This window comes from Amycolatopsis bullii (genome assembly GCF_014654205.1).
GTDB classification, from domain to species: Bacteria; Actinomycetota; Actinomycetes; order Mycobacteriales; family Pseudonocardiaceae; genus Amycolatopsis; species Amycolatopsis plumensis.
The window spans coordinates 74,077-95,118 of the sequence record NZ_BNAW01000008.1 but is presented as its reverse complement, the minus strand read 5'-3'; the positions used below and the strand labels follow the sequence as shown (position 1 = coordinate 95,118).

Below are 21,042 nucleotides of genomic sequence, written 5' to 3'. Positions count from 1 at the left end.
CGGCCTAGCACCCGGCGACCGCGGTGAGAACGGCGACCGCCGCCGGAAAGATCCGCACAAGCGGTCATCCTGGCGTGGGCGCACCCGGGGTATCGAGCGGTTTCGGCGGAAAGAGGCGCGGCATGAAGGCCAGCATCAGCGCCGACCACACGACGTGCGTCAGCGCCGGCGCCTGCACCCCGCCCGACCGGCCCCGCTGCCGCGCGAACACCGTCCCCATCGCCGCCGAGGCCAGCACCAGCGCGGGATTCCGCGTCGCCACCGTGGACAGCACGTACACCGCGGTGGAAGCCCGCGCTCCCGCCGCGTCGTAGAGCGCGCCGCGGAAGAACGCCTCCTCCGCGACTCCCGTGACCAACGCCGTCGCCGCCACCGAGGCCGTCGGGCCGCGGTGGGCGTGGTCCAGCACTCCGGTGATCGCGCGGCGCAGCGGCGGGACGCGGCGGGCCACCAGCGCGCACCCGTAGAACACGCCGAACGCGCCCGCGCCCACGATCACCGGCTGCACGACGTCCGGGCGGCCCCGGGGTACCGGTCCGGCCGTCCGGGCCCCGGCGAGCCACGTTGCCGCGACCGAGGCCGTGAGCACGTGGAAGCGGCGGGATCCGGGGCGGCTGGCCAGTGACGCGCCGAGCAGGGCGGATCCGGCGGCGGTCACCGCGGCGAGGACCGGCTTCACGGCGTCCGCCTGCTCTTCGCGCGCTCGCCCAGTGCCTGGAGGACCGCTTCGTCGTAGCCCATCGGCTCGAACTCGACGATCCGGCGGATCGCGTCGTCGCGGACGACGACCTCGTTGGTCATCGAGTCGATCAGGGCCCGCCCGGTGGTGACGTCGATATTCGTGACGAGCGACAGCCAGTACGACGACAGCCGCGGCGAAAGCAGCGGTATCGGCAGGAGCAGCAGCGGCCGTCCCTCGATCGCCGCGACCCGCTGCAGCATGTCGCGGTAGGCCAGCACTTCGGGGCCGCCGATGTCGAACGTCCGGCCCGCCGCTTCCGGGTGGTCGAGGACGCCGACCAGGTACCGGACGACGTCGGCGACGGCGATCGGCTGCGTGCGGGTGCGCACCCAGCGCGGCGTCACCATCGCCGGCAGGTGCTCGACCAGCTGCCGCGTCAGCTCCCACGACGTACCGCCGTGCCCGATCACGATCCCGGCGCGCAGCACCGTCACCGGCACGCCGGTCTCCCCCAGCAGCCGCTCGACCTCGCGCCGGCTGGCCAGGTGCTCGGACAGCGTGTCGTCGTCGTCCCCGAGCCCGCCGAGGTAGACGATCCGGCGCAGGCCCGCGTCGGCCGCGGCCCGGGCGAACGCGCGCGCGGCGTCGGCGTCGCGGCGCTTGAAGTCCGCACTGTCGAGTGAATGCACGAGGTAGTACGCGGCTTCGGCGCCCTTGAGCGCGTCGCGCAGGGAACCGACGTCGGCGACGTCACCGCCGACGGCTTTCCCGGCGCCGCGGTACTTCGCGGGGTGGCGGGTCATCGCGAGCACCTCGTGCCCGGCCGCCTCGAGAGCCGGGCACAACCGGCTGCCGACGAACCCCGACGCCCCGGCCACCAGCACCCGCATGCCCGCGACGTTAGCCGGGACGGCCTTCGCGCGCAGCGCGTCCGCCTCCGGCGAAGCACACCGCGGCGACGACGCCCGCGCACCCGATCAGCTGGGCCCACCCGGGCGTCTCGCCGAGCAGGCCGATTCCCAGCAGCACCGCGCCGACCGGCTGCAGCAGCATCAGCGTCGCCCCGGTGGTGGCGGACATCCGGGGCAGCGCGGCGGAGATGAGCAGCCACCCCGTCAGCTGGCCGACGGCGGCGAGGGCGATCAGCCAGCCGAACGCGGGCCAGCCCGGCGTGAGGTCGAGCGTGCCGGTCGGGACGCCGAGCACGACCGCGACCGCACCGGCGGACACCGTGGCCAGCACCAGCGAGTGCGCCTGCGTGCCGGTGCCGCCGCTGAGCCGGATCAGGAAGAGGTAACCGGCGTACCCGGCGCCGGCCAGCAGCGCCGCGACGGCGCCGGTGACCGGGTCCGGCCCGAACGAACCGGTGCCGGCGAACCCGCCGGCCAGCACGATCCCGCCGAGCAGCACCGGCACCGCGGCGAAGAACCGTTTGGACGGCCGCTCGGCCAGGAACGCGAACGCCAGCAGCGGCACGATGACCACCTGGACGGCGAGGAGCACGGTCGCGATGCCGGCGCCGACCCGCGGGATCGCTTCGCCCCAGAGCACGAAGTCCAGGCCGAGCCCGGTGCCGGCCAGCAACGGGAAGAGGACGCGACGGCGCGGCGCCGGGCCGTCCTTCCGCCGTTCGCGCCCGGCCAGCAGGAGCAGCACCGGCAGGGCGAGCAGGCACCGCCAGAACGCGCTCGTGCTGCCGCTGGCGTGCGAGACCTTGATGAAGACCGACGACAGCGAGATGCAGAAGCTGCCGAGCGCGGCGAGCAGCCGCGGGTCCAGGCGGCGGGTGAACGGCGGAGCGGGGGCGGTCGTGAGCACGCGTCCAGCCTGCGGGCGCCGACTGTCAAGAACAAGCGAATGTTTCTGCGCGGAATTCGGTAGCGTTCCTACCGTGTTCGGACTCGAGCGGATGCGGGCGCTGCACGCGGTCGCGGCCCACGGCTCGGTCGCCGCGGCGGCCGAGTCCCTGCACGTCACGCCGTCCGGGGTGTCGCAGCAGCTGGCGAAGCTGGAACGCGAGGCCGGCCAGCCCCTGCTGGAGCCGCGCGGGCGCGGGGTCCGGCTGACGAAGGCGGGCCAGGTGCTGGCCGGGCACGCGGAGCGGATCCTCGCCCAGGTCGCCGCGGCGAAGGCGGATCTGGAACTCCTGCGCGAGGACGTCATCGGCCCGCTGCGCATCGGCGCGATCCCGACGACGGTCCACGCGCTGCTGCCGCCGGCGCTGGCCACCCTCGCCGCGCAGCACCCGCGCCTCGAGGTGACCCTGCACGAGGGCGAGGCCGAGCAGACGATGCCCCGCGTGCTGGCCGGCGACCTCGACGTCGCGGTGCTGGAGAGCTGGACCGACCGTCCGACGGTGATCCCGCCGTCGACGACGCGGATCGCGCTGTTCTCCGACGTCGCGGACCTCGCCCTCCCGGCCGGCCACCGGCTGGCGCACCGCAAGGCGGTCGATCTGTCCGAAGTGGACGATCTGCCGTGGATCGGCTGGACCGCCGGGTCCGGGTGTCACGAGTGGCTGGTGCAGGTGCTGCGCAAGCAGCGGCTGGAGCCGCGGATCAGCTGCACGGTCGGCGGCTACCCCACCCAGCTGGCCCTGGTGGCGGGCAACGTCGGCGCGGCGCTGGTGCCCCGGCTGGCTCGCGACCGGCTGCCCGAGGGGGTGCGGATCCTGACCACGCGGCCGGCCTTGAGCCGGACGATCCAGGCGATCTGCCGGGCGGGTGAAGAAGACCGCGGCGCGGTGCGGGCGTGCCTGGACGCGTTGCGGGCGGCGTCGGCGCGGTTCGAGAGCGCGGGACGTCCGGTGGGCTGAGTCACCGGCTCAGCAGCGCCACCATCTCGGTCACCAGCCGGCCGGGCCGCCGGTGGTGCACCAGGAAGATCTCCCGCGCCGGCCGGGCGTCCGCCGCGTCGCGGACCTCGACGCGGGCCGCGCCCACCCGCTCCAGCACGCTCTCGGGAACGAACGCGATGCCCAGCCCGGCCTCGACCAGCGCCACGATCACCTGGTAGTCCCGCGTTTCGTAGGCCACCCGCAACCGGACGCCGGCGGCGTCGGCGAGCTGCTCCAGGCACGCCCGGTTGGGCACGCCCGGACCGCCGGAGATCCAGTCCTCCGCGGCCAGCGCCCGCAGGGTGAGGCGGCGGGTGCGCGCCTTCTCGTGACCCTTCGGCAGGATCAGCCGGAACCGCTCCGAGCGCAGCAGCGACCGCTGCAGACCGCGCGGATCGGGCAGTGGTGCGCCGGGATAGCGGTGGGTGATCAGCAGGTCCAGCTCGCGGGAACTGAGCAGGCCGTACCCGTCCGGCGGCTCGAGGTCCAGCAGCCGCAGCGCCACGCCGGGGTGGTCGCGACGGAACTTCGCGAGCGCGGCGGGCACCAGGGTCATGCCCGCGCTCGCGAACGTGCCGACGGTCAGCTCCTCTTCGAGCAGCGCGCGGACCGTCCGCTCGGCCGTGCGCAGCTCCCCGACGATCGCCTCGGCGTGCACGAGCAGCGCCTCCCCGACCGGCGTGAGCGTGACGCCGCGGGCGTGGCGGTCGAGCAGGCGGGCACCGACGTCCCGCTCCAGCTTGGCCACCTGCTGCGAGACGGCGGACGGCGTGAAGGAAAGCCGCTCGGCGGCCGCGGCGATCGAGCCGGCGTGCGCGACCTCGGCCAGCACGGCCAGGCGGTGGGCGTCGAGCACGGAAGCCTCCAGCCTTAAGTTCTGCTTAATCCAGCATAGGAGACGCCGCTGGTGCTTACGGCGGCCCGCGCGCATGCTGGAGCCATGATCAGCACTGCGGATGTGGAACGGGCGGCCGCGCGCATCGAGGGCCGGGTCCGCCGGACACCGGTGCTCGCCGCGGACGAAGGCGTGTGGTTCAAGCTGGAGCAGCTGCAGCACACCGGATCCTTCAAGGCCCGGGGCGCCTTCAACCGGATCCTCGCCGCGGGCGAGCAGACCGGGGTCGTGGCCGCTTCGGGCGGCAACGCCGGGCTGGCCGTCGCTTACGCCGCCCGGGAGTTCGGTCTCCCGGCGCGGGTGTACGTCCCCGCGACCGCGCCCGCGGTGAAGGTCGCGAAGCTGCGCCGGCTCGGCGCGGCGATCGAACTGACCGGCGAGAAGTACGCCGACGCCTACGACGCGGCGGTGAAACACGCCGCGGACACCGGCGAGCTCTTCTGCCACGCCTACGACCAGCCGGACATCTGCGCCGGCCAGGGCACCCTCGGCCGCGAACTGCTGGAGCAGACCGGCGGCCTGGACACGGTCCTCGTCGCGGTCGGCGGTGGCGGGCTGCTGGCCGGCGTCGCCGCCGCGGTCGAGGGCCGGGCGCGCGTGGTCGGCGTCGAGCCGCGCACCATCCCCACGCTGCACTCGGCGCTGGCCGCCGGCGAGCCGGTCGCGGTCGACGTCTCCGGTGTCGCCGCCGACTCACTCGGCGCGACCCGGCTCGGCGACATCGCCTTCGCCGTCGCCACCCGCACGAACGCGGGCTCGGTGCTGGTGGACGACGCCGCGATCGTCGACGCGCGGGCGACGCTGTGGGACCGCTACCGCCTCGCCGTCGAACCCGGCGGGGCGACCGCGTTCGCCGCCCTGCTCTCCGGCGCCTACCGGCCCGCGCCGGGCGAGCGGGTCGCCGTCCTGCTCTGCGGCGCCAACACCGATCCGGCGACGCTCACTTCCCCGACAGCCGCGCCACCACCGGCGCGAACTCCTCGAGGAACGCGCCGTTGACGCTGAAGTAGGACACGCCCTGCTCGTCACGACGGCGTTCGAGCTCCGCCGCCATTTCATCGACGTCGCCGCGGAGCAGGCCGAGGGAGTCGTGCTCGATGAGCGTTTCGGCGTCGACGCCGATGAAGCCGCGAATCCACGGCGGTACCTCGGTGCCGACGACCCAGATGTTCATCGCGAACTCGATCTCGCGGTCCCCGGCCGCCGACCGGACTTCCTCGACGTGCCCGGTCATTTCCTCCCGGGTGGTCAGGACGCCGCCGGCCATCGTGACGATGTCGGCCTTCAGCCCGGCGAGGCGGCGCGCCTTGGGTCCGCCCGCGGCGATCATCACCGGCGTGTGCCCGTCGCCGTCGAGCCGGCGGACGTGGTCCACCGTCTCGGAAATCGCGTCGAGCCGCTCCTGCCCCGACCCGTACGGCAGGCCGAGTTCCCCGGCCTGCTGCCGCATCTCCGGCCGCCCGGTGCCGAGGCCGAGCTCGAACCGGCCGCTCGTGACGACGGTCAGGCTGTGCGCTTCCCAGGCCGCCGCCCGCGCGGTGCGCAGCGGACTGGCCAGCACGAACGAGCCGACGCGCAGCTCGGTCGTCGCCGCCGCGGCCGCGGCGAGCGCGGCGGTCGGCGTCGGCATGTTCAGGTTGTCCGGGCACAACAGCGTCGAATAGCCGAGCTCTTCGGCGCGGCGAGCGGTGGAGAGCCACTTCGCGCCACCCTCGGTCGCTCCCGCGACCACGCCGAACCGGAACGCCTTCTGCGGCATCGGAACACCCCCACGTCGTTGGTCCTTCGATCAAACCACCGGTGCGCCCGGCCGTGCCACCACGGCCGGGCGCACCCGCGGGGTCAGCCGCGCTGGTACTCCTCCCAGGTGACCTTCGCGACCTGCGGGCCGTCGTCGGCGCCGCGGCCGGCCAGGCCGTTCATGCCCAGGTAGTAGTCGCCGGTCTGGTGCTGCGCCCCCGAGGACAGGTCCGGGTCGGAGACGGCCATCGCGTGGATGTGGTAGTCGAAGCCCTGCGCCGGCGTGCGGTACCAGGCCGCGAACCCGACGTTGCGCAGCGCCTTCAGCAGGTTGTTGCGGTTGGTCGACGACATGCCGGACACCGAGATGTCCATCGCGCCGCCGCCGTCGTGCGTCCCGGCCGAGGCGTCGACGCCACCCGGGTTGTACGAGCCCTGGGTCAGCGTGACCTGGAAGCCCGCCTTCCCTTCCGCCGCAACGAGCATCGCCTTGGTGCGGGTGTTGAGCGTCTTGCCGTGGTAGGTCACCTGGCTGCCGGCGGAGACCGGGTTCGTGACCGTGTAGCGGCCTTCGCCCAGCTTCTCCAGCGAGGTCTTGCCCGGCAGGCCGGACGCGTCGAGACCGGTGTAGCCCAGCGACTTCTGGTACTTCGAGTACGCCTCGATCGTGCTGGTGCCGAAGTAACCGTCGACGTACTGGCTCGCCAGCAGCCCCTTCGCCTGCAGCGCCTGCTCGACGAGCAGGACGCTGTCGTGCGCGCCCGGGGTCAGGGTGTCGTCGGCGCGGCGCGGGTCGATCTGGGCCGCCTTCAGCACGGCCTCCATGTTCGCACCGGGCAGCACCGTCGTGGCCGCAGTCTCGGCCTGAGCCGGTGCGGCCACGGCGAACGCAGCGGCGGTGAGCGCCGTGAGCACGGCGGCCTTCGTGAACATCCTTGTCCTCCATGGGTCGGAATCGCTACGGGGAGGAGAATCACGCAACCGGATACAAGGGACGTACAAACCGGTTTCACCCAGCCCGGAACCCTCGCAGACGCAGGCTGTTCGTGACGACGAAGACCGAACTGACCGCCATCGCCGCGCCGGCGAGCATGGGGTTCAGCAGGCCCGCGGCGGCCAGCGGCAGCGCGGCGACGTTGTAGGCGAACGCCCAGAACAGGTTGCCCTTGATCGTCCGCAGCGTCCGGCGGGACAGCCGGATCGCGTCGGCCGCGGTGAGCAGGTCACCGCGCACGAGCGTCAGGTCGGCCGCCTCGATCGCGGCGTCGGTGCCGGTACCCATGGCCAGGCCCAGGTCGGCCTGCGCGAGCGCGGCGGCGTCGTTGACGCCGTCGCCGATCATGGCCACGACCTTGCCGTCCGCCTGCAGCTGCCGCACGACCTCGGCCTTGTCCGCGGGCAGCACCTCGGCGATCACGCGCTCGATGCCGACCTCGGCGGCGACCGCCCGCGCCACGGCTTCGTTGTCCCCGGTCAGCAGCACCGGGGTCAGGCCGAGTCCGCGCAGCCGCCGGATCGCCGCGGCCGACGTCGGTTTCACGGTGTCGGCGACGACCAGCCGGCCACGGACTTGGCCGTCCCAGGCCACGGAGACGGTGGTGCCCGGGTTTTCCGCGGGTTCGTCGCCGGCGAACTCCGCCCGCCCGGCGACGACCTTGCGTCCTTCGACGACGCCTTCGACGCCCAGACCCGGCGTGCTGCGGAAGTCCACAACGGACGGCAGGTCGCCGAACCGCTCGCGAGCGGCGGCCGCGATCGCCTGCGCCACCGGGTGTTCGGACGCGGCCTCGACCGCGCCCGCGAGGCGCAGCACTTCGCCGTCGCCCTGCACCAGCGCCATCTTCCCGGTCGTCACGGTGCCGGTCTTGTCGAGCACGACGGTGTCGGCGCGCCGGGTCGATTCGAGCACCTCGGGGCCCTTGATGAGGATCCCCAGCTGGGCGCCGCGGCCGGTGCCGACGAGCAGCGCCGTCGGCGTCGCGAGGCCCAGCGCGCACGGGCAGGCGATGATCAGCACGGCGACCGCGGCGGTGAACGCGGCCGACGGCGTCTCGCCGGCGCCGAGCCAGAAGGCGAGCGTCGCCACGGCGAGCGCGATGACGATCGGGACGAAGACCGCCGAGACGCGGTCCGCGAGCCGCTGGACCTGCGCCTTGCCCGTCTGCGCCTCCTCGACCAGCCGCGCGGTCTGCGCCAGCTGCGTGTCGGCACCGACGCGGGTGGCGCGGACGACGAGCCGGCCGCCGGCGTTGACCGTCGCGCCGGCCACGGCGTCACCCGGCCCGACCTCCACCGGCACGCTCTCGCCGGTGAGCAGGCTAGCGTCGACCGCGGACCCGCCGTCCTCGACGACGCCGTCGGTCGCGACCTTCTCTCCCGGCCGCACCACGAACCGGTCGCCGACGGCGAGCTCGCCGATCGGGACGCGCTGTTCCCGGCCGTCGCGCAGAACGGCGACGTCCTTGGCGCCGAGGTCCAGCAGCGCACGCAGGGCGGCGCCGGCGCGGCGCTTCGAGCGGGCCTCGAAGTAGCGGCCGGCCAGGATGAACGTGGTCACGCCGGCGGCGACCTCGAGGTAGATCGCGCCGTCGCCGGCCAGCCGCTCGATGGTCAGCTCGAACGGGTGCGTCATGCCGGGCGTGCCCGCGCTGCCGAACAGCAGCGCGTACAGCGACCAGCCGAACGCGGCCAGCGTGCCGATCGAGATGAGCGTGTCCATGGTGGCCGCGCCGTGGCGGAGGTTGGCGGACGCGGCGCGGTGGAACGGCCACGCGCCCCAGGTGACGACCGGCGCGGCGAGGACGAGGGAGATCCACTGCCAGTAGGTGAACTGCCAGGCGGGCACCATCGCCAGGGCGATCACCGGGACGCTGAGCACGGCCGAGCCGAGCAGGCGCTGGCGGAGGGAGCGAGTGGGGTCCTCTTCGGCCGGTTCGCCCGCTTCAGGTTCGGCGGCGGGCAGCGTGGCGCCGTAGCCCGCCGCTTCGACCTGGGCGACGAGGTCCTGCGGAGCGACGTCACCGGCGTAGACGACCTTCGCCTTCTCCGTGGCGTAGTTGACGGTCGCGGTTACGCCGTCCAGCTTGTTGAGCTTGCGCTCGATGCGCATGGCGCACGACGCGCAGGTCATGCCGGTGATGGCCAGCTCGACCTCGGCTTTGTCCAGTTGCGCGGTCATGCCCGGCCTCCTGCCACGGTGGTGACGGTGAATTCGGCGGTGCGGACGACGCCGCCGTGGCGGAAGTCGAGGAACAGCCGGTACGTCCCGGCGGAGGGCACCTCGGCGAAGAACGTCACGGCCGGGCCCGCCGAGGTCTTGCCGTCGCCCGGTTCGCCGTCCGGGTGGACGTGCAGGTACCCCAGGTCGCCGCCGCGGAGGGCGACGAGGTGGCCGTACGCGCCGAGGTAGGGCTGCAGGTCGGTGACCGGGCGGCCGTCCCGGGTCACCGTCGCCGTCATCCGGGAGGCGCGGCCGGGAACCAGGTCGCCGTCGAGCCGGACCTGGTAGCCGCCGACGTCGGCGGTGCGCGACTCGCGGTGTTCGACCGGCTGGAACGGCCCGGGCGCGACGAGGTCGACCCCGAGCGTCTGCGCCTTCCCGCCGGACGGCGTGAAGTCCGCGAAGGCCCGGTAGCTGCCCGCTCCGGCGACCGGGATCGCCACGGTCCAGGTGCCGTCGGCGGCCAGGTCGGGGTGCAGGTGCCGGTAGCCGGTCGTGTCGCGGCGGACGACGATGAAGTGCAGCCGCTTCTCGTGCTCGACGTCGTAGGCGGTCACGGCGGCGCCGTCCGGGCCGGTGATCTTGAACGCGAACCTGGTGGTGGTGTCCGGGGTGAGCGTGGTGGTCGCGGGCGTGAGGGTGTAGCCGCCCGCGGCCGACGCCAGCCCGCCGGGCTGGTGGTCCGCCACCTCGGTGGCGCCGCCGCCGTGGGTGTCCCCGTGCCCGGCGGGCGCCTCGGCGGCGTCGGAGAAGGGACCGGCGGCCGTGCCGGCCGCCCAGGCGCCGCCGGCGACCAGGACGAGCGCCGCACCGTAGGCGGAGAGCTTCGCTGCGGTGTTCATGTCAGCCGGTATCCCGCCTCTTCGACGGCACCGCGCACGTCGTCGACGGACAGGGCCGCGGTGCTGCGGACGGTGACCGCGCCGGTACCGAGGTCCACGGCAACCCCGGTGACGCCGTCGAGTTCGCGGATCTGCTCTTCCACCGACCGGGCGCAGTGGCCGCAGGTCATGCCGGTGACGGTGTAGGTCGAGTTCGTCATGCCTTCATACATACCCTAGGGGGGTAGGGTAAACAAGGCCGTGACGGCCTGTAATCTCAGCCACATTCGGTGACGTTCACACTGGTCCAGGCGTGTTGATCGGCGTCACGGAGAGTTTCCGGGGCTCCGCCCTGGACGTGCCCGTGCTCGTTTCGTAACCTGTTCGAGATCTCGCGGCCCCCGGTCGTCCCCAGACGGCGACGCGAGATCGCCGCCGATACCCCCTGCCGGGTACCGGACCCCACCGCGGGCTCTTCCTGTTGCGGTCGAGCGCGCCCGGGCACGGGCGAGACCCCCGCTCGCCGTGCCGGTACCCGACGGCGGCCGATCAGCAAAGGAGACCCGCGCGAGAATGCGTTCGCATCCCGTCAAGCGCGTGGTGTCAGGTGCCCTCGCCGCGGCCTCGGTGATCACCGTCGTCACCATGGCCCAGCCGGCCACCGCCGCCCCCGTCCCCGTCCTCCAGGCGCCGCCCGCCGGGTCGGACGCCCTCGCCAAGTACCGCGAACTCGCGGCCCAGGCGGAAAAGCTCAACGAAGACCTGCTCCGGGCCCAGGACGACCTGACCGCGAAGCAAGGCCAGCTCGACAAGGCCAACGCCGACGTCGAGGCCGCGAAGAACGCCGGCGCCCAGGCCATCGCGGCCAAGCAGCAGTACCAGTCCGAAGTGGACAAGTTCGCCGGTGCGTCGTTCACCAGCGGCGTGCAGATGAACAAGCTGTCGGCCCTGCTGGCCGGAACGTCCACTCAGGACTTCCTGGACCGCTCGGCGGCGCTCGAGGTCATCGCGACCGACAAGAACTCCGCGATGGACAACCTCAGCGGCGCGGCGGCCAAGGCGACGGCCGCCGAGAAGTCGGCCGCCGACGCGGCGAAGCGGGCGCAGGACGCCCGGGACGCGGCGGCGAAGCTGGCTTCGGACATCGAGGCCAAGAAGAAGGACCTGCAGGGCCAGATCGACCAGATCGAGGCGCAGAGCCGGACCCTCAGCAACGCCGACAAGGCCGCCCAGAAGGACACCGGTGGCGCGGCGCCGAACGTCAAGGCGCCCACCGCGGCCGCGCAGGCCGCGGTCAACGCGGCGCTGAGCAAGCTCGGCAGCGCCTACGTCTGGGGCGCCACCGGGCCGAGCACGTTCGACTGCTCCGGCCTGATGCAGTGGGCGTACAAGCAGGCCGGCATCACCCTGCCGCGCAACTCCGCGGCCCAGGCCGGCTTCGGCACGCCGGTGTCGCGCAGCCAGCTGCAGCCCGGCGACCTGGTCGCCTACTACTCCCCCGTGTCCCACATCGGGATGTACATCGGCGACGGCAAGATGGTGCACGCGCCGACGAGCGGCGACGTCGTCAAGATCTCGCCGCTGATGAGCCAGTACGCGGGAGCCACGCGCCCCACGGCGTGACCTTTCCGGGCCGGTGCCCCGTTCCGCGACGTGTAGAAATCGCGGAACGGGGCACTTTTCGCGCATGGACGAGAACCCTGACGCCGCCACCGTCGAAGCGGTCGGCAAGGTGACCGAGGCGCTCGAGACGATCGAGCGCGCCCGCGGGCACCTCTACTCCTTCCACCAGCTGACCGGGAGCGCCGACCTGGCCCTCGGCGAGGCCGTGGAGCAGCTCGAGAAGGCCGGGCACGGCGACTGGGCGCGGCGGATCTCCGAAGAGCTCATCGGGCGCAACGTGTTACCCGATCGGTGGACTTTCCAGGTCGTCGAGGAATACGACGACGGTTACTACAAGGCCCACCGCGACCTTGAGCGTGAGCTGCTCACTTCGCTCACCGGCGGCCGCCGCCACCTGCACGAACAGCAGATGAAGGACGACCGCCGGACGCACGGGCGCCCGGGTCACGAGGCCGGCGTCCCGAGCAAGCCCCCGGCCGGCACGTGACCGGCGATTGTCGGACCCCTGCGCTAGAGTCGACCGCAGACGAACAAACGTTCGATTGGAGCTGACATGACCGACCAGGTCGAGCCGAACCCCGAGAAGGACCCGAGCGACTGGACCACCGGCGACGAGCCGATGACCGGGCCGCAGAAGTCGTACCTCCAGACCCTGGCGCAGGAAGCCGGCGAAGAGGTGCCGGACAACCTGACGAAGGCGGAGGCGTCCGAGCGGATCGACGCCCTGCAGAAGACGACCGGCCGCGGCACGTGAGGGGTCACCTCGCGGGGATCCGCCACAGCACGGTGGGTGGCCGCTCGCCGCGCCGGGCCCGGGCCCGGACCGCGAGCAGCCATCCGACGCCGATCACGGACACCAGGGCGAGGCCTCCCCAGGAGAGCAGGGTGAAGACGTCGGCCTGCAGCGCGGTCGGCTGCGGCTGGTAACCCTGTTCCAGCTGGACGTACTGCCACGGCGTGCCGGTGAGCAGCAGGGTGAGCACCAGGGCGATGCCGTGCATGGCGTCCCACAGGGCGTGGAGCAGGGCGACACCGAGGTAGCTGAGCAGCAACCGGAGCGTCAGGGCGAAGTGGCGGTGGTCGCTGGCGGAGAAGAGCACGCCGCCGAGGATCGCGGTCCACAGGCCGTGGCCGACGGGCGCGAGCACGCCGCGGAGCAGCTCGGTCTGCACGAGGTCCATGAGCGAGAGCCCGCGTTCGGTGAACAGCGCGGTGAAGGCGTAGCCGGCGGATTCGAAGGCGGCGAACCCGAACCCGACGGCGGCGCCCAGCACGAGCCCGTCGGTGGCGAACTTGACCCGCAGGTGCCGCGTGAGCACGGCCAGCACGGCCAGCTTGACGGCTTCTTCGATCAGCCCGACCCCGGCGAACAGCCAGGCGGAGGGGTGGAGCAGGTAGGACTCGAGCAGCGACGCGGCCAACACCCCGAGCACCCCACCGGCGACGAAGGTGCTGAAGAGCAGTTCGGAGGTCACTTCCCCGCTCCGCCGCCGCCCGAACGCCCAGGCGACGAAGGTGACGGGCACGAGAAAGCTGCCGAGCAGGACAACGGTGGGCACGAGGTTCGGGTTGCCGGTGACGAAGGTGACGACCACGGCGAGCCCCCAGAGGAGGGCACCGGTCAGGAACATGCGCAGCCAGACCCGGCGTGACCGGGCCCCGGCCGCGGGACGTGCGGACGGAAGGGCCATGGGGGTACTGTGCCCCGGTTTCCGGAACCCCGCACCCGCTGGCCGCCTGGGCTGGGCCTGGGCGGTGAGCTGCTGCCCTCGCGGTTGGTCATCCGCGCACGCGCAGGTCGCTTGGCCTGGGCCCGGCCTGAGGGCCGCGGGCCGCAGTAGATCCCCGCGCGCACACCGGCCTACCCCCGCTGGCGCCTTGATCTGGGCCGGTGGGCCGTGGGGCGGGCAGCCGAGCAGCAGTCGATCGCGCGCACGCCAGCCCGCACCCCACCTGCCGCCAGGCCAGGCCAGGCCCGGCCTGGGAGCCATGGAGACCGCTGAGCTGCGCGCATACCGGCTTCCGCCCGCTGCCTTTTGAGCCGTGGGCGGGCAGCCGAGCGGCCGTTCAATCCGCGCGCGCACCCACCCGCATCCGCTGGCGCCTCACCAGGGCGGGTAAGCCGCGGGAGGGCATTCGCCCGCCGTCGATCCGCGCCAGGCCGCGCCCGCGGTGTGCGCGACGCCACGGCTTGCCGTCCACCCGCGCGGGTAGTCCACCGGAAGATGCCCTACTCCCCGAAGGAGGACATCCCATGTACCTGACCGTGCTGCTCGTCGCCCTTGCCGGGCTGCTCGTGCTCGGCGGGGTTGCCGTGCGGGAACTGCCGAAGCCGTATCCCCTCACCGCCAAGCGCACCCTTGTGGCCGCCTGGGTGGTGGCCGCCGCCGGGGTCGGTTGGTGGGCCGTCGCTCCGGGGGCCGCGCCGCTCGTTCTCGTCGTCGTCGGGTTCGGTTTTCTCGTCGCCGCACTGAACCGGGGGCCCGAACGGCCCTCCTATCCGCAGCCGACCCCCTACCAGCCGCCGCGATGAATGAACCGTGGGCTGCTGGGTACCTCCCGGGCATGTCCCACCCGAACGAACAGCAACCCGAGATCGCGCGGCCCGAGACCGCCGATCCCGGCCGTGCCGAAGACCGGCTCTACCGTCCCGGCGAGGGCGAACCGCCGGACCACCCCGAAGAAGCCGACGGCACCGGGGCGAAAGTGATCGGCGAGCTGCGGGAGCGTCGCGGCAGCTGAGTGTCAGGCTGCTTCCGGCAGCGCCGCCGCGCCCGTCACGCGGAGCAGGAACTCGGCGTTGGAGCCGGTCTTGCGGAGCTGCTCCAGCAGCTGCTCGATCGCGTGCGGACCCGGCATCGCCCGCCGGACTTCGCGCATGGCCGCGAGTTCGCCGGGCGTGACCAGCAGTTCTTCGCGCCGGGTGCCGGAGGCCGCCACGTCGACCGCCGGGAAGACGCGACGCTCGGCCGTCTTGCGGTCGAGCTTGAGTTCGGCGTTGCCGGTGCTCTTGAGCTCCTCGAAGAACACCGTGTCGGCCAGCGAACCGGTTTCGACCAGCGCCGAGGCGATGATCGTGAGCGAACCGCCGCCCTCGATGTTCCTTGCCGCGCCGAGGATCCGCTTCATCGGCTGCAACGCGGCCGCGTCGACGCCGCCCGACAGCGTGCGGCCGGACGGGCGGGCCGAAAGGTTGTACGCGCGGCCGAGCCGGGTGAGCGAGTCGAGCAGCAGGACGACGTCTTCGCCGTGTTCCACCAAGCGTTTCGCCCGCTCGACGGCGAGTTCCGCCACCGCCACGTGTTCGGCCGGCGGACGGTCGAATGGGGAGGCGATCACTTCGCCGCGCACGGTCCGGCTCAGCTCCGTGACCTCTTCGGGACGCTCGTCGGCGAGCAGCACCAGCAGCCGGCAGTCGGGGTGGTTGACCGACAGCCCGTGCCCGATCTCTTGCAGCACCGTGGTTTTCCCGGCTTTCGGCGGCGAAACGACCAGGGCGCGCTGCCCCCGGCCGAGCGGGGTGACGAGGTCGATGACGCGGGGCAGCAGCCGCGCCGGGGTGGTTTCGAGCAGCAGCCGCCGGTCCGGGTGAACGGGCACGAGGTCGGCGAACCGTGGACGCGGCTCGTGGGGATCGTGGCCGTTGACGCTGACGATTTCCTCGGCGGTGCCGGCGATTTCGTCACCGGGCCGCAAGTTGTGCTTGCGTACCAGGGAAAGCGGGATGGCGACGTCGCCGGGCGCGGGCCGGTAGCCGGGCCGGACGAACGGGGTCTTGCCGGACAGGTCGAGAATCCCGTGAAAAGACATGGGTGTCTCCTGAGGTGGTGATGGGCCTGCGCACGGACGGCGAGGCCGGGAAAAAGGAAAGAGGCCGAGTGGCCTGGATCCGGGGAGCTGCCTCCGGGCGGCCTAGGGGCCGGCATCCGCGAGGAGCGTCTCCACTGTAGCGACACATCTCACGAAGCACAACGGGTAAGACTCCGTGGCGGTGGGTAGTCCATCGGAGAAGCCCGCTGAAACGGGGGAACCGCGGCTGAACGATGGGAGCGGATCGTGTATCGACATACCCCGGAAACTGGCGTCGATACGGGCGAGAGCACCGACACCGACCAAGCCGGGACCACGGCCCCGGAGCGCTTCGGCGTCGGAACCGTGGTCGCCTCGACCTTCGAAGAACTGGCGCCGGCCCTGCCCAACGAGATGGCCGGCCTGCGCCGCAAGCTGATCGAGTGGCTGGGCGAGCTCGAGCTCGATCCGGACAGCAAGCACGACATCACGCTGGCGACCTACGAAGCCCTGGCCAACGTGGCGGCCCACGCCTACCCGGACGGCCACGGCTGGGCCCGCTTGCAGGCCCGCCGGGAGGGCGACGCGGTGACGGTCACCGTCACGGACACCGGCTGCGGCATCCCGGCAACGCGCCCGCGCGTGGCAGGCCTGCGCACCTCAGGCGGCCGCGGCCTGCTGCTGATCGACCAGGTGGCGGACAAGACCGACATCGACACGGGCGAATCGGGCACGACGGTCCGCATGACATGGCGCCCGCCGGCCCTCCGCGACGCAGGCTAAACGGCCTGCCGCGACTTGGCTCGCCTCGATCACGACGACGGTCGGGTCGAACCGGCTCGGCACCGCTGACCCGCTCGGCACTGCCAGCCCGCCCGGCACCCGCCGACACGTTCGGCAACCGCCGATAGATCTGGGAAGCGCCCACTCACCCGAAGCCCGCCGGCTCGCCCACCAGCGCGCCGGCGGGTTTCTGCGCGGTAGGACCGCACGAAGAACACAGGAAGTCCGCCCACGCAGGCAAAGCGCCTTCCGGCCGAGCACATTCACCCCGCCTCGAGCCGCCTCACCGGCAACAACACCGGCGCCGCCTGCCCTGCCCCAGCTCCCCCGCAGTCCCAACCCCTCCCCCAGCAACCCCTCAAGCCACCTCGGCCAGCCGGACCAGCCGATTCCTCGGGTACGAAACCAGCTCCCGCTCCCCATCCGTCGTGAAGATCTCGACGGAATCCTCCAGCAACTCCGCCGAGTTCACCTGCAGCTGCCACGCGGGCAGCCCCGGCGCGGGCTCGTGCCAGAACCACTGGCCCTTGGTGAGTTGGTGCGCCGGGACTGTCGCGTCGTCCGTTTTCATGTGCTGAGGCTATCCGTCACCACCGACAGTTTTCGCAAGGCCTCGAACGGCCCCGGAAACCTGTGATCATGACCACTATGGACTCGTGCAGGTGACCGTCGGCGCCGTCAGGTTGCCGCCGTGCTGGACCGTGAAGCCGATGACGTTGCCGCTTCCGTTGGGCCGCGCGGTCAGCACGTACCCGGTGCTGTCCCACGTTCCGGTGTAGTTCCAGCTGCCGATCACCTTCTGCGGCGCGTGGAAGGTGATCGTCAGCGTCCAGTTGTTCGTTCCGGACACGGTCACCTGGCCGTTGAAGCCCACGTTCCACTCCGCTGTCTTGACGTAGGCCGCCGAACAGCCACCGGGCGCGGGAGTGGTCGTCGTGGTGGTGGGCGTGGTGGTGGGTGTTCCGCCGTCCGGCGGGGCTCCGGCGTTGAGCGCGTCGAGCGCCGCGGTGTAGGCCGCCTTCTTCTGGCCGTTGCCGTCGAACAGCAACGGTGTCGCCGACGCCCGCCACGAGTCCGTGTCGCGGATGCCCCACACCGTGATCCCGGTGCACCGCGCCACCGCCACGCACGCCGAAACCACCGTGCGGTAGTTGTCCGCCTGCGCCGTCCCCGAGCCTTCGATGTCCAGTTCGGTGATCTGGACGTCCACGCCGAGGTCCGCGAAGTTCTGCAGCGTCGTCCGGTAGCTCGACGGCACCGGGCTGTTGGGGTTGAAGTGCGACTGGAAGCCGACGCAGTCGATCGGCACGCCTCGCGACTTGAAGTCTTGGACCATGCGGTACACGGCCTGGGTCTTCGCCTGGTTCCAGTCGTCGGTGTTGTAGTCGTTGTAGCAGAGCTTCGCGTCCGGGTCGGCCGCCCGGGCCGCGCGGAACGCCGCCTCGATCCAGTCGTCGCCCGTGCGCTGCAGGTTGGAATTGCGCCGGGCGCCGGATCCGCCGTCCTCGTACGCCTCGTTCACCACGTCCCAGGCGTAGATCTTGCCGCGGTAGTGGGTCACGACCTGGGTGATGTGGTTCAGCATCGCCTGCCGCAGCGCCGAACCCTCCATGCTCTGCATCCAGCCCGGCTGCTGCTGGTGCCAGGCCAGCGTGTGCCCGCGCATCCGGGCGCCCTGGCTCGCCGCCTGGTTCACGATCCGGTCCGCGTTGGCGTAGGAGAACTGGTTCTGCGACGGCTCGGTCGCGTCGATCTTCATCTCGTTCTCCGGGGTGATCATGGAGAACTCGCGGCTGAGGATGCCGGTGTACACGCTGTCCGACAGCTTGCTCGCCGAGACCGCCGTGCCGAAGTAGCGCCCGGTCCGCGCCGCCGCACTGCCCAGCGTGGTCCCGGCGGGCGGCGCCGAGGACGTCGTGGTGGTCGGCGTCGTGGTGGTCGGCGTCGTGGTGGTCGGTGTGGTGGTGGTCGTACCGCCGCTGTTCAAGCCCAGGAACGCGATCGCGTACGGGATCATCCCGTTCTGCGGCAGCGAATGCCCGGCGCCCTGCACGCTGATCCCCTCGACCGGTGCCTGCGTGCCGGTGCCGCCGTAGCGGGTGCGCGTCCAGCCGGACTGCGGGGAATCACTCGACGACGGCGTCTGCGAGAGCCCCTGCAGATTGGTCCACTGCTTGATCTCCTCCCCGAAGTTGGGGTAGCGCAGGGTGTCGTCGGCCGTGCCGTGCCACAGCTGCATCCGCGGGAACGGGCCGGTGCGGCCGCCGCTCATCTGGCGGGCCTGGTCGCCCCACTGCTGCGCGGTCTTGATGAGCTGGCCACCCGAGCACTGGCTGTTCCAGCTGGACCCGTCGGTGGTCGCGAAGCAGCCGGCGGGCACGCCCATGAACGCCGAGCCGGCCGCGAACACGTCCGGGTACTCCGCGGCGAGCACGTTCGTCATCATCGCGCCCGAGGAGAACCCGGTGACGTACACGCGGGAGGAGTCGACGTTGTAGCGCTGCTTGGCCCAGTTGACCATCGAGAGGATGCCGACGGGGTCGCTGCCGCCGCCGCGGGTGAGGGCCTGCGGCGAGGAAACGTCGAAGCACTGCCCGCTGCGGGTGGCTTCCGGGAACACGATGACGTACCCGTACTGGTCGGCCGCGGTGACGTAGTCGCGGGCCGGGCCGCTGAAGACCGCCGACGCCGAACCGGTGCAGTAGTGGATCGCGACCAGCAGCGCCGGGCGGGCGGCGACGTGGTCCGGGACGTAGGTGTACATGTTGAGGTTGCTGGGATTGCTGCCGAAGTCGGTCACCCGGGTCAACGTGGCCGCGGACGCCGGCTGCGCCGCCACGACCAGCACGATCGCCGCGGCGATCGCCAGCACGGCGGCGGAAAGGGCGGTGAGGAGTCTTCGCACTCGAGGGAATCCTTTCCGGGGGCGGGAGCGCAGCTGCGACGATCGTTCGTCCCGCACGCCCGGCCGGTCAACGATTATCGAAACGTTTCGGGAACTTTCGAGGAACTCACCGATCGGCCGCACCGCCGGAGGTCTGACAGGATTCCGGGATGACCGAGCTGCTGCTGGGCCCGCTGCTGCGGCACGTCGACGCCACCTCGGCGACGATCTGGGTCGAGACGGACGGCCCGTGCGAAGCGCGCATCAGCGAGGCGCACGCCCGGACGTTCGAGGTCGCCGGCCACCACTACGCGCTGGTCGTGCTCACCGGGCTGGAACCCGGGCGGAGCACGCCGTACGAGGTGCGGCTGGACGGCGAAGTCGTCTGGCCCGAACCGGACGGTGACTTCCCGCCGAGCCGGATCCGGACGCTGCAGCCCGGCGATCCGCGGTTCCGGCTCGTGTTCGGGTCCTGCCGCAAGCCGCGGGAGCAGGACGCCCTGGGCCCGGACGCGCTCGCCGCCTACGCCCACCGGATGGCCGCCCTCGACGAAGCCGAGTGGCCGGAATCGCTGCTGCTGCTCGGCGATCAGGTCTACGCCGACGAGACCACCGACGCGACGCAGGAGTGGCTTGCCACCCGGCGTGACACGACGCAGCCGCCCGGCAACGAGGTCGCCGACTTCGAGGAGTACTGCCACCTGTACTCCGAGGCCTGGTGCGACCCCGCGGTCCGCTGGCTGCTCTCCACCGTGCCGACGTCGATGATCTTCGACGACCACGACGTCCGCGACGACTGGAACACCTCACAGGCCTGGCGCGAGCAGATGGCCCGGACGTCCTGGTGGCGCGAGCGCATCCGCGGCGCGCTGGTCTCCTACTGGGTCTACCAGCACCTGGGCAACCTCGGGACCCGGGAGCTGGCCGGAGACGACCTCTACCAGCGGGTCAGCACGTCGGGCGAGGACAACGCGGAGCTGCTGCGCGAGTTCGCCGACCGGGCCGACCAGGAGGCCGACGGCGCCAAGGGCACCCGGTGGTCCTACCGGCGCGACTTCGGCCCGGTCCGGCTGCTGGTGATCGACTCGCGGGCCGGGCGGATCCTCGAAGGCGGGCAGCGCTCGATGATCGGCGACGAGGAGTTCCGCTGGATCGAACAGCAGGCGTCCGGCGAGTTCGACCACCTGCTGATCGGCACGTCGCTGCCGTGGCTGCTGCCCACCGCGCTGTCGGCCGCGCAGTCGGTCAACGAGCGGCTCTGCGCGCGGCCCGGGCTCGTGGGGCGGGCGAGCGAGTGGTTCCGGCAGCTGGTGGACCTGGAGCACTGGCCGGCGTTCCGCGCGTCGTTCGAGCGGCTGGCGGAGCTCGTCGCCCGGGTGGCGGACGACGGCCCGGCGTCGGTCAGCGTGCTCTCGGGGGACGTGCACCACGCCTACGTGGCCCAGGCCGAGATCCCCGGCGGCACCGCGGCACCGGTCCACCAGCTGACCTGCTCGCCGGTGCACAACACCGTGCCGTGGTACATGAACCGGCTCTTCCGGGCCGGCTGGGCGCGGTCGCTGACCGGGGTGAGCGAGTGGCTGGCGCGCCGCACCGGCGTCCCGCCCGCGCCACTGTCGTGGCACTGCGTGTCCGGGCCGCACTTCGGCAACGCGGTGATGGAACTGGACGTCGACGGGCGCACCGCCACGGCGACGCTGCTGCGGGCCGACCCGGGCGACGACGAGGAGCCGATCCGGCTGGTCTGAGGGTGGGTGCGCCGCGGCCAC

General features: G+C 72.3%; 22 protein-coding genes. 9 read left to right on the top strand and 13 right to left on the bottom strand.

Going from position 1 to position 21,042, the window contains the following annotated elements; translation table 11 throughout:
• Positions 1-64: 64 nt before the first annotated feature.
• Genes IE317_RS13145 through IE317_RS13135 form a run of 3 tightly spaced genes read right to left on the bottom strand, consistent with a single transcriptional unit; the run spans position 65 to position 2,500 of the window.
• Positions 65-679, bottom strand: a complete 615-nt coding sequence (locus IE317_RS13145; RefSeq protein WP_191309746.1) for a CPBP family intramembrane glutamic endopeptidase — start codon at positions 677-679, stop codon at positions 65-67.
• On the bottom strand, positions 676-1,572 hold the full coding sequence (locus IE317_RS13140; RefSeq protein WP_191309744.1) for an NAD(P)H-binding protein: 897 nt from the start codon (positions 1,570-1,572) through the stop codon (positions 676-678). The genes IE317_RS13145 and IE317_RS13140 overlap by 4 nt, the downstream gene beginning before the upstream one ends.
• Positions 1,573-1,582: 10 nt before the next feature.
• Complete coding sequence (locus tag IE317_RS13135) at positions 1,583-2,500, bottom strand: DMT family transporter (protein ID WP_191309742.1); 918 nt, start codon at positions 2,498-2,500, stop codon at positions 1,583-1,585.
• Positions 2,501-2,573: 73 nt separating this feature from the next.
• Here IE317_RS13135 and IE317_RS13130 point away from each other — a divergent pair, with 73 nt between their 5' ends.
• Positions 2,574-3,497: a LysR family transcriptional regulator gene (locus tag IE317_RS13130; RefSeq protein WP_191309741.1), complete on the top strand. Its 924-nt coding sequence runs from the start codon at positions 2,574-2,576 to the stop codon at positions 3,495-3,497.
• Position 3,498: 1 nt separating this feature from the next.
• On the opposite strand, the gene IE317_RS13125 is transcribed toward IE317_RS13130, so the two are convergent.
• A complete protein-coding gene (locus IE317_RS13125) occupies positions 3,499-4,374 on the bottom strand; it encodes a LysR family transcriptional regulator (RefSeq protein WP_191309739.1) in 876 nt (291 codons plus the stop codon).
• A gap of 84 nt (positions 4,375-4,458) precedes the next feature.
• On the opposite strand from IE317_RS13125, the gene IE317_RS13120 reads away from it, so the two are divergent.
• Positions 4,459-5,412: a threonine/serine dehydratase gene (locus IE317_RS13120; protein WP_191309737.1), complete on the top strand. Its 954-nt coding sequence runs from the start codon at positions 4,459-4,461 to the stop codon at positions 5,410-5,412.
• Here the strand turns inward: IE317_RS13120 and IE317_RS13115 are convergent.
• The 5 genes from IE317_RS13115 to IE317_RS13095 all read right to left on the bottom strand — a co-directional run bounded on the left by IE317_RS13115 (position 5,354) and on the right by IE317_RS13095 (position 10,415).
• The gene (locus IE317_RS13115; protein ID WP_191309736.1) at positions 5,354-6,172 is read right to left on the bottom strand and encodes an LLM class flavin-dependent oxidoreductase; all 819 of its coding nucleotides are present in this window, start codon (positions 6,170-6,172) and stop codon (positions 5,354-5,356) included. The two genes, IE317_RS13120 and IE317_RS13115, sit on opposite strands and share 59 nt — an antisense overlap.
• A gap of 83 nt (positions 6,173-6,255) precedes the next feature.
• A complete protein-coding gene (locus IE317_RS13110) occupies positions 6,256-7,086 on the bottom strand; it encodes a peptidoglycan-binding domain-containing protein (protein WP_191309734.1) in 831 nt (276 codons plus the stop codon).
• 76 nt (positions 7,087-7,162) lie between these two features.
• The gene (locus IE317_RS13105) at positions 7,163-9,331 is read right to left on the bottom strand and encodes a heavy metal translocating P-type ATPase (protein WP_191309733.1); all 2,169 of its coding nucleotides are present in this window, start codon (positions 9,329-9,331) and stop codon (positions 7,163-7,165) included.
• Positions 9,328-10,215: a hypothetical protein gene (locus IE317_RS13100; protein WP_191309731.1), complete on the bottom strand. Its 888-nt coding sequence runs from the start codon at positions 10,213-10,215 to the stop codon at positions 9,328-9,330. The genes IE317_RS13105 and IE317_RS13100 overlap by 4 nt, the downstream gene beginning before the upstream one ends.
• Complete coding sequence (locus tag IE317_RS13095) at positions 10,212-10,415, bottom strand: heavy-metal-associated domain-containing protein (protein WP_191309729.1); 204 nt, start codon at positions 10,413-10,415, stop codon at positions 10,212-10,214. Before IE317_RS13095 ends, IE317_RS13100 begins: the two co-directional genes overlap by 4 nt.
• Positions 10,416-10,767: 352 nt before the next feature.
• Between IE317_RS13095 and IE317_RS13090 the strand changes: the two genes are divergently transcribed.
• The 3 genes from IE317_RS13090 to IE317_RS13080 all read left to right on the top strand — a co-directional run bounded on the left by IE317_RS13090 (position 10,768) and on the right by IE317_RS13080 (position 12,571).
• Entirely contained in the window at positions 10,768-11,817 is a 1,050-nt protein-coding gene (locus tag IE317_RS13090) for a C40 family peptidase (protein WP_191309728.1), read from the top strand.
• Positions 11,818-11,881: 64 nt separating this feature from the next.
• On the top strand, positions 11,882-12,304 hold the full coding sequence (locus tag IE317_RS13085) for a hypothetical protein (protein WP_191309726.1): 423 nt from the start codon (positions 11,882-11,884) through the stop codon (positions 12,302-12,304).
• 66 nt (positions 12,305-12,370) lie between these two features.
• Complete coding sequence (locus IE317_RS13080) at positions 12,371-12,571, top strand: DUF3072 domain-containing protein (RefSeq protein ID WP_013227672.1); 201 nt, start codon at positions 12,371-12,373, stop codon at positions 12,569-12,571.
• Between the two features lie 4 nt (positions 12,572-12,575).
• On the opposite strand, the gene IE317_RS13075 is transcribed toward IE317_RS13080, so the two are convergent.
• Entirely contained in the window at positions 12,576-13,508 is a 933-nt protein-coding gene (locus tag IE317_RS13075; RefSeq protein WP_191309724.1) for a PrsW family intramembrane metalloprotease, read from the bottom strand.
• A gap of 563 nt (positions 13,509-14,071) precedes the next feature.
• On the opposite strand from IE317_RS13075, the gene IE317_RS13070 reads away from it, so the two are divergent.
• Both IE317_RS13070 and IE317_RS13065 read left to right on the top strand, forming a co-directional pair.
• On the top strand, positions 14,072-14,350 hold the full coding sequence (locus tag IE317_RS13070; protein WP_191309723.1) for a hypothetical protein: 279 nt from the start codon (positions 14,072-14,074) through the stop codon (positions 14,348-14,350).
• Between the two features lie 32 nt (positions 14,351-14,382).
• Positions 14,383-14,559 carry a hypothetical protein gene (locus tag IE317_RS13065; protein WP_191309721.1) on the top strand — a complete coding sequence of 59 codons (177 nt, stop codon included), beginning with the start codon at positions 14,383-14,385 and terminating at the stop codon, positions 14,557-14,559.
• A 3-nt stretch (positions 14,560-14,562) separates the two neighbouring features.
• On the opposite strand, the gene rho is transcribed toward IE317_RS13065, so the two are convergent.
• Positions 14,563-15,627 (bottom strand): transcription termination factor Rho, encoded by a 1,065-nt coding sequence (gene rho, locus IE317_RS13060; RefSeq protein WP_191309720.1) that lies wholly within the window; start codon positions 15,625-15,627, stop codon positions 14,563-14,565.
• Between the two features lie 246 nt (positions 15,628-15,873).
• On the opposite strand from rho, the gene IE317_RS13055 reads away from it, so the two are divergent.
• On the top strand, positions 15,874-16,389 hold the full coding sequence (locus IE317_RS13055; protein ID WP_229902684.1) for an ATP-binding protein: 516 nt from the start codon (positions 15,874-15,876) through the stop codon (positions 16,387-16,389).
• 358 nt (positions 16,390-16,747) lie between these two features.
• On the opposite strand, the gene IE317_RS13050 is transcribed toward IE317_RS13055, so the two are convergent.
• Together IE317_RS13050 and IE317_RS13045 are read right to left on the bottom strand one after the other, a co-directional pair.
• Entirely contained in the window at positions 16,748-16,960 is a 213-nt protein-coding gene (locus IE317_RS13050) for a hypothetical protein (RefSeq protein ID WP_086838852.1), read from the bottom strand.
• A gap of 75 nt (positions 16,961-17,035) precedes the next feature.
• A complete protein-coding gene (locus tag IE317_RS13045) occupies positions 17,036-19,294 on the bottom strand; it encodes an extracellular catalytic domain type 1 short-chain-length polyhydroxyalkanoate depolymerase (protein ID WP_191309718.1) in 2,259 nt (752 codons plus the stop codon).
• Positions 19,295-19,443: 149 nt separating this feature from the next.
• Here IE317_RS13045 and IE317_RS13040 point away from each other — a divergent pair, with 149 nt between their 5' ends.
• Entirely contained in the window at positions 19,444-21,021 is a 1,578-nt protein-coding gene (locus tag IE317_RS13040; RefSeq protein WP_191309716.1) for an alkaline phosphatase D family protein, read from the top strand.
• The last annotated feature ends 21 nt before the right edge of the window (positions 21,022-21,042 follow it).

What these genes read in the sequence shown, in the direction of transcription:
- IE317_RS13070 (WP_191309723.1), top strand. Translation starts at nt 14,072, where the DNA reads ATGTACCTGACCGTGCTGCTCGTCGCCCTTGCCGGGCTGCTCGTGCTC.
- IE317_RS13115 (WP_191309736.1), bottom strand. Translation starts at nt 6,172, where the DNA reads ATGCCGCAGAAGGCGTTCCGGTTCGGCGTGGTCGCGGGAGCGACCGAG.
- IE317_RS13120 (WP_191309737.1), top strand. Translation starts at nt 4,459, where the DNA reads ATGATCAGCACTGCGGATGTGGAACGGGCGGCCGCGCGCATCGAGGGC.
- IE317_RS13105 (WP_191309733.1), bottom strand. Translation starts at nt 9,331, where the DNA reads ATGACCGCGCAACTGGACAAAGCCGAGGTCGAGCTGGCCATCACCGGC.
- IE317_RS13050 (WP_086838852.1), bottom strand. Translation starts at nt 16,960, where the DNA reads ATGAAAACGGACGACGCGACAGTCCCGGCGCACCAACTCACCAAGGGC.
- IE317_RS13110 (WP_191309734.1), bottom strand. Translation starts at nt 7,086, where the DNA reads ATGTTCACGAAGGCCGCCGTGCTCACGGCGCTCACCGCCGCTGCGTTC.
- IE317_RS13065 (WP_191309721.1), top strand. Translation starts at nt 14,383, where the DNA reads ATGTCCCACCCGAACGAACAGCAACCCGAGATCGCGCGGCCCGAGACC.
- IE317_RS13100 (WP_191309731.1), bottom strand. Translation starts at nt 10,215, where the DNA reads ATGAACACCGCAGCGAAGCTCTCCGCCTACGGTGCGGCGCTCGTCCTG.
- IE317_RS13080 (WP_013227672.1), top strand. Translation starts at nt 12,371, where the DNA reads ATGACCGACCAGGTCGAGCCGAACCCCGAGAAGGACCCGAGCGACTGG.
- IE317_RS13075 (WP_191309724.1), bottom strand. Translation starts at nt 13,508, where the DNA reads ATGGCCCTTCCGTCCGCACGTCCCGCGGCCGGGGCCCGGTCACGCCGG.
- IE317_RS13090 (WP_191309728.1), top strand. Translation starts at nt 10,768, where the DNA reads ATGCGTTCGCATCCCGTCAAGCGCGTGGTGTCAGGTGCCCTCGCCGCG.
- rho (WP_191309720.1), bottom strand. Translation starts at nt 15,627, where the DNA reads ATGTCTTTTCACGGGATTCTCGACCTGTCCGGCAAGACCCCGTTCGTC.
- IE317_RS13085 (WP_191309726.1), top strand. Translation starts at nt 11,882, where the DNA reads ATGGACGAGAACCCTGACGCCGCCACCGTCGAAGCGGTCGGCAAGGTG.
- IE317_RS13140 (WP_191309744.1), bottom strand. Translation starts at nt 1,572, where the DNA reads ATGCGGGTGCTGGTGGCCGGGGCGTCGGGGTTCGTCGGCAGCCGGTTG.
- IE317_RS13095 (WP_191309729.1), bottom strand. Translation starts at nt 10,415, where the DNA reads ATGACGAACTCGACCTACACCGTCACCGGCATGACCTGCGGCCACTGC.
- IE317_RS13040 (WP_191309716.1), top strand. Translation starts at nt 19,444, where the DNA reads ATGACCGAGCTGCTGCTGGGCCCGCTGCTGCGGCACGTCGACGCCACC.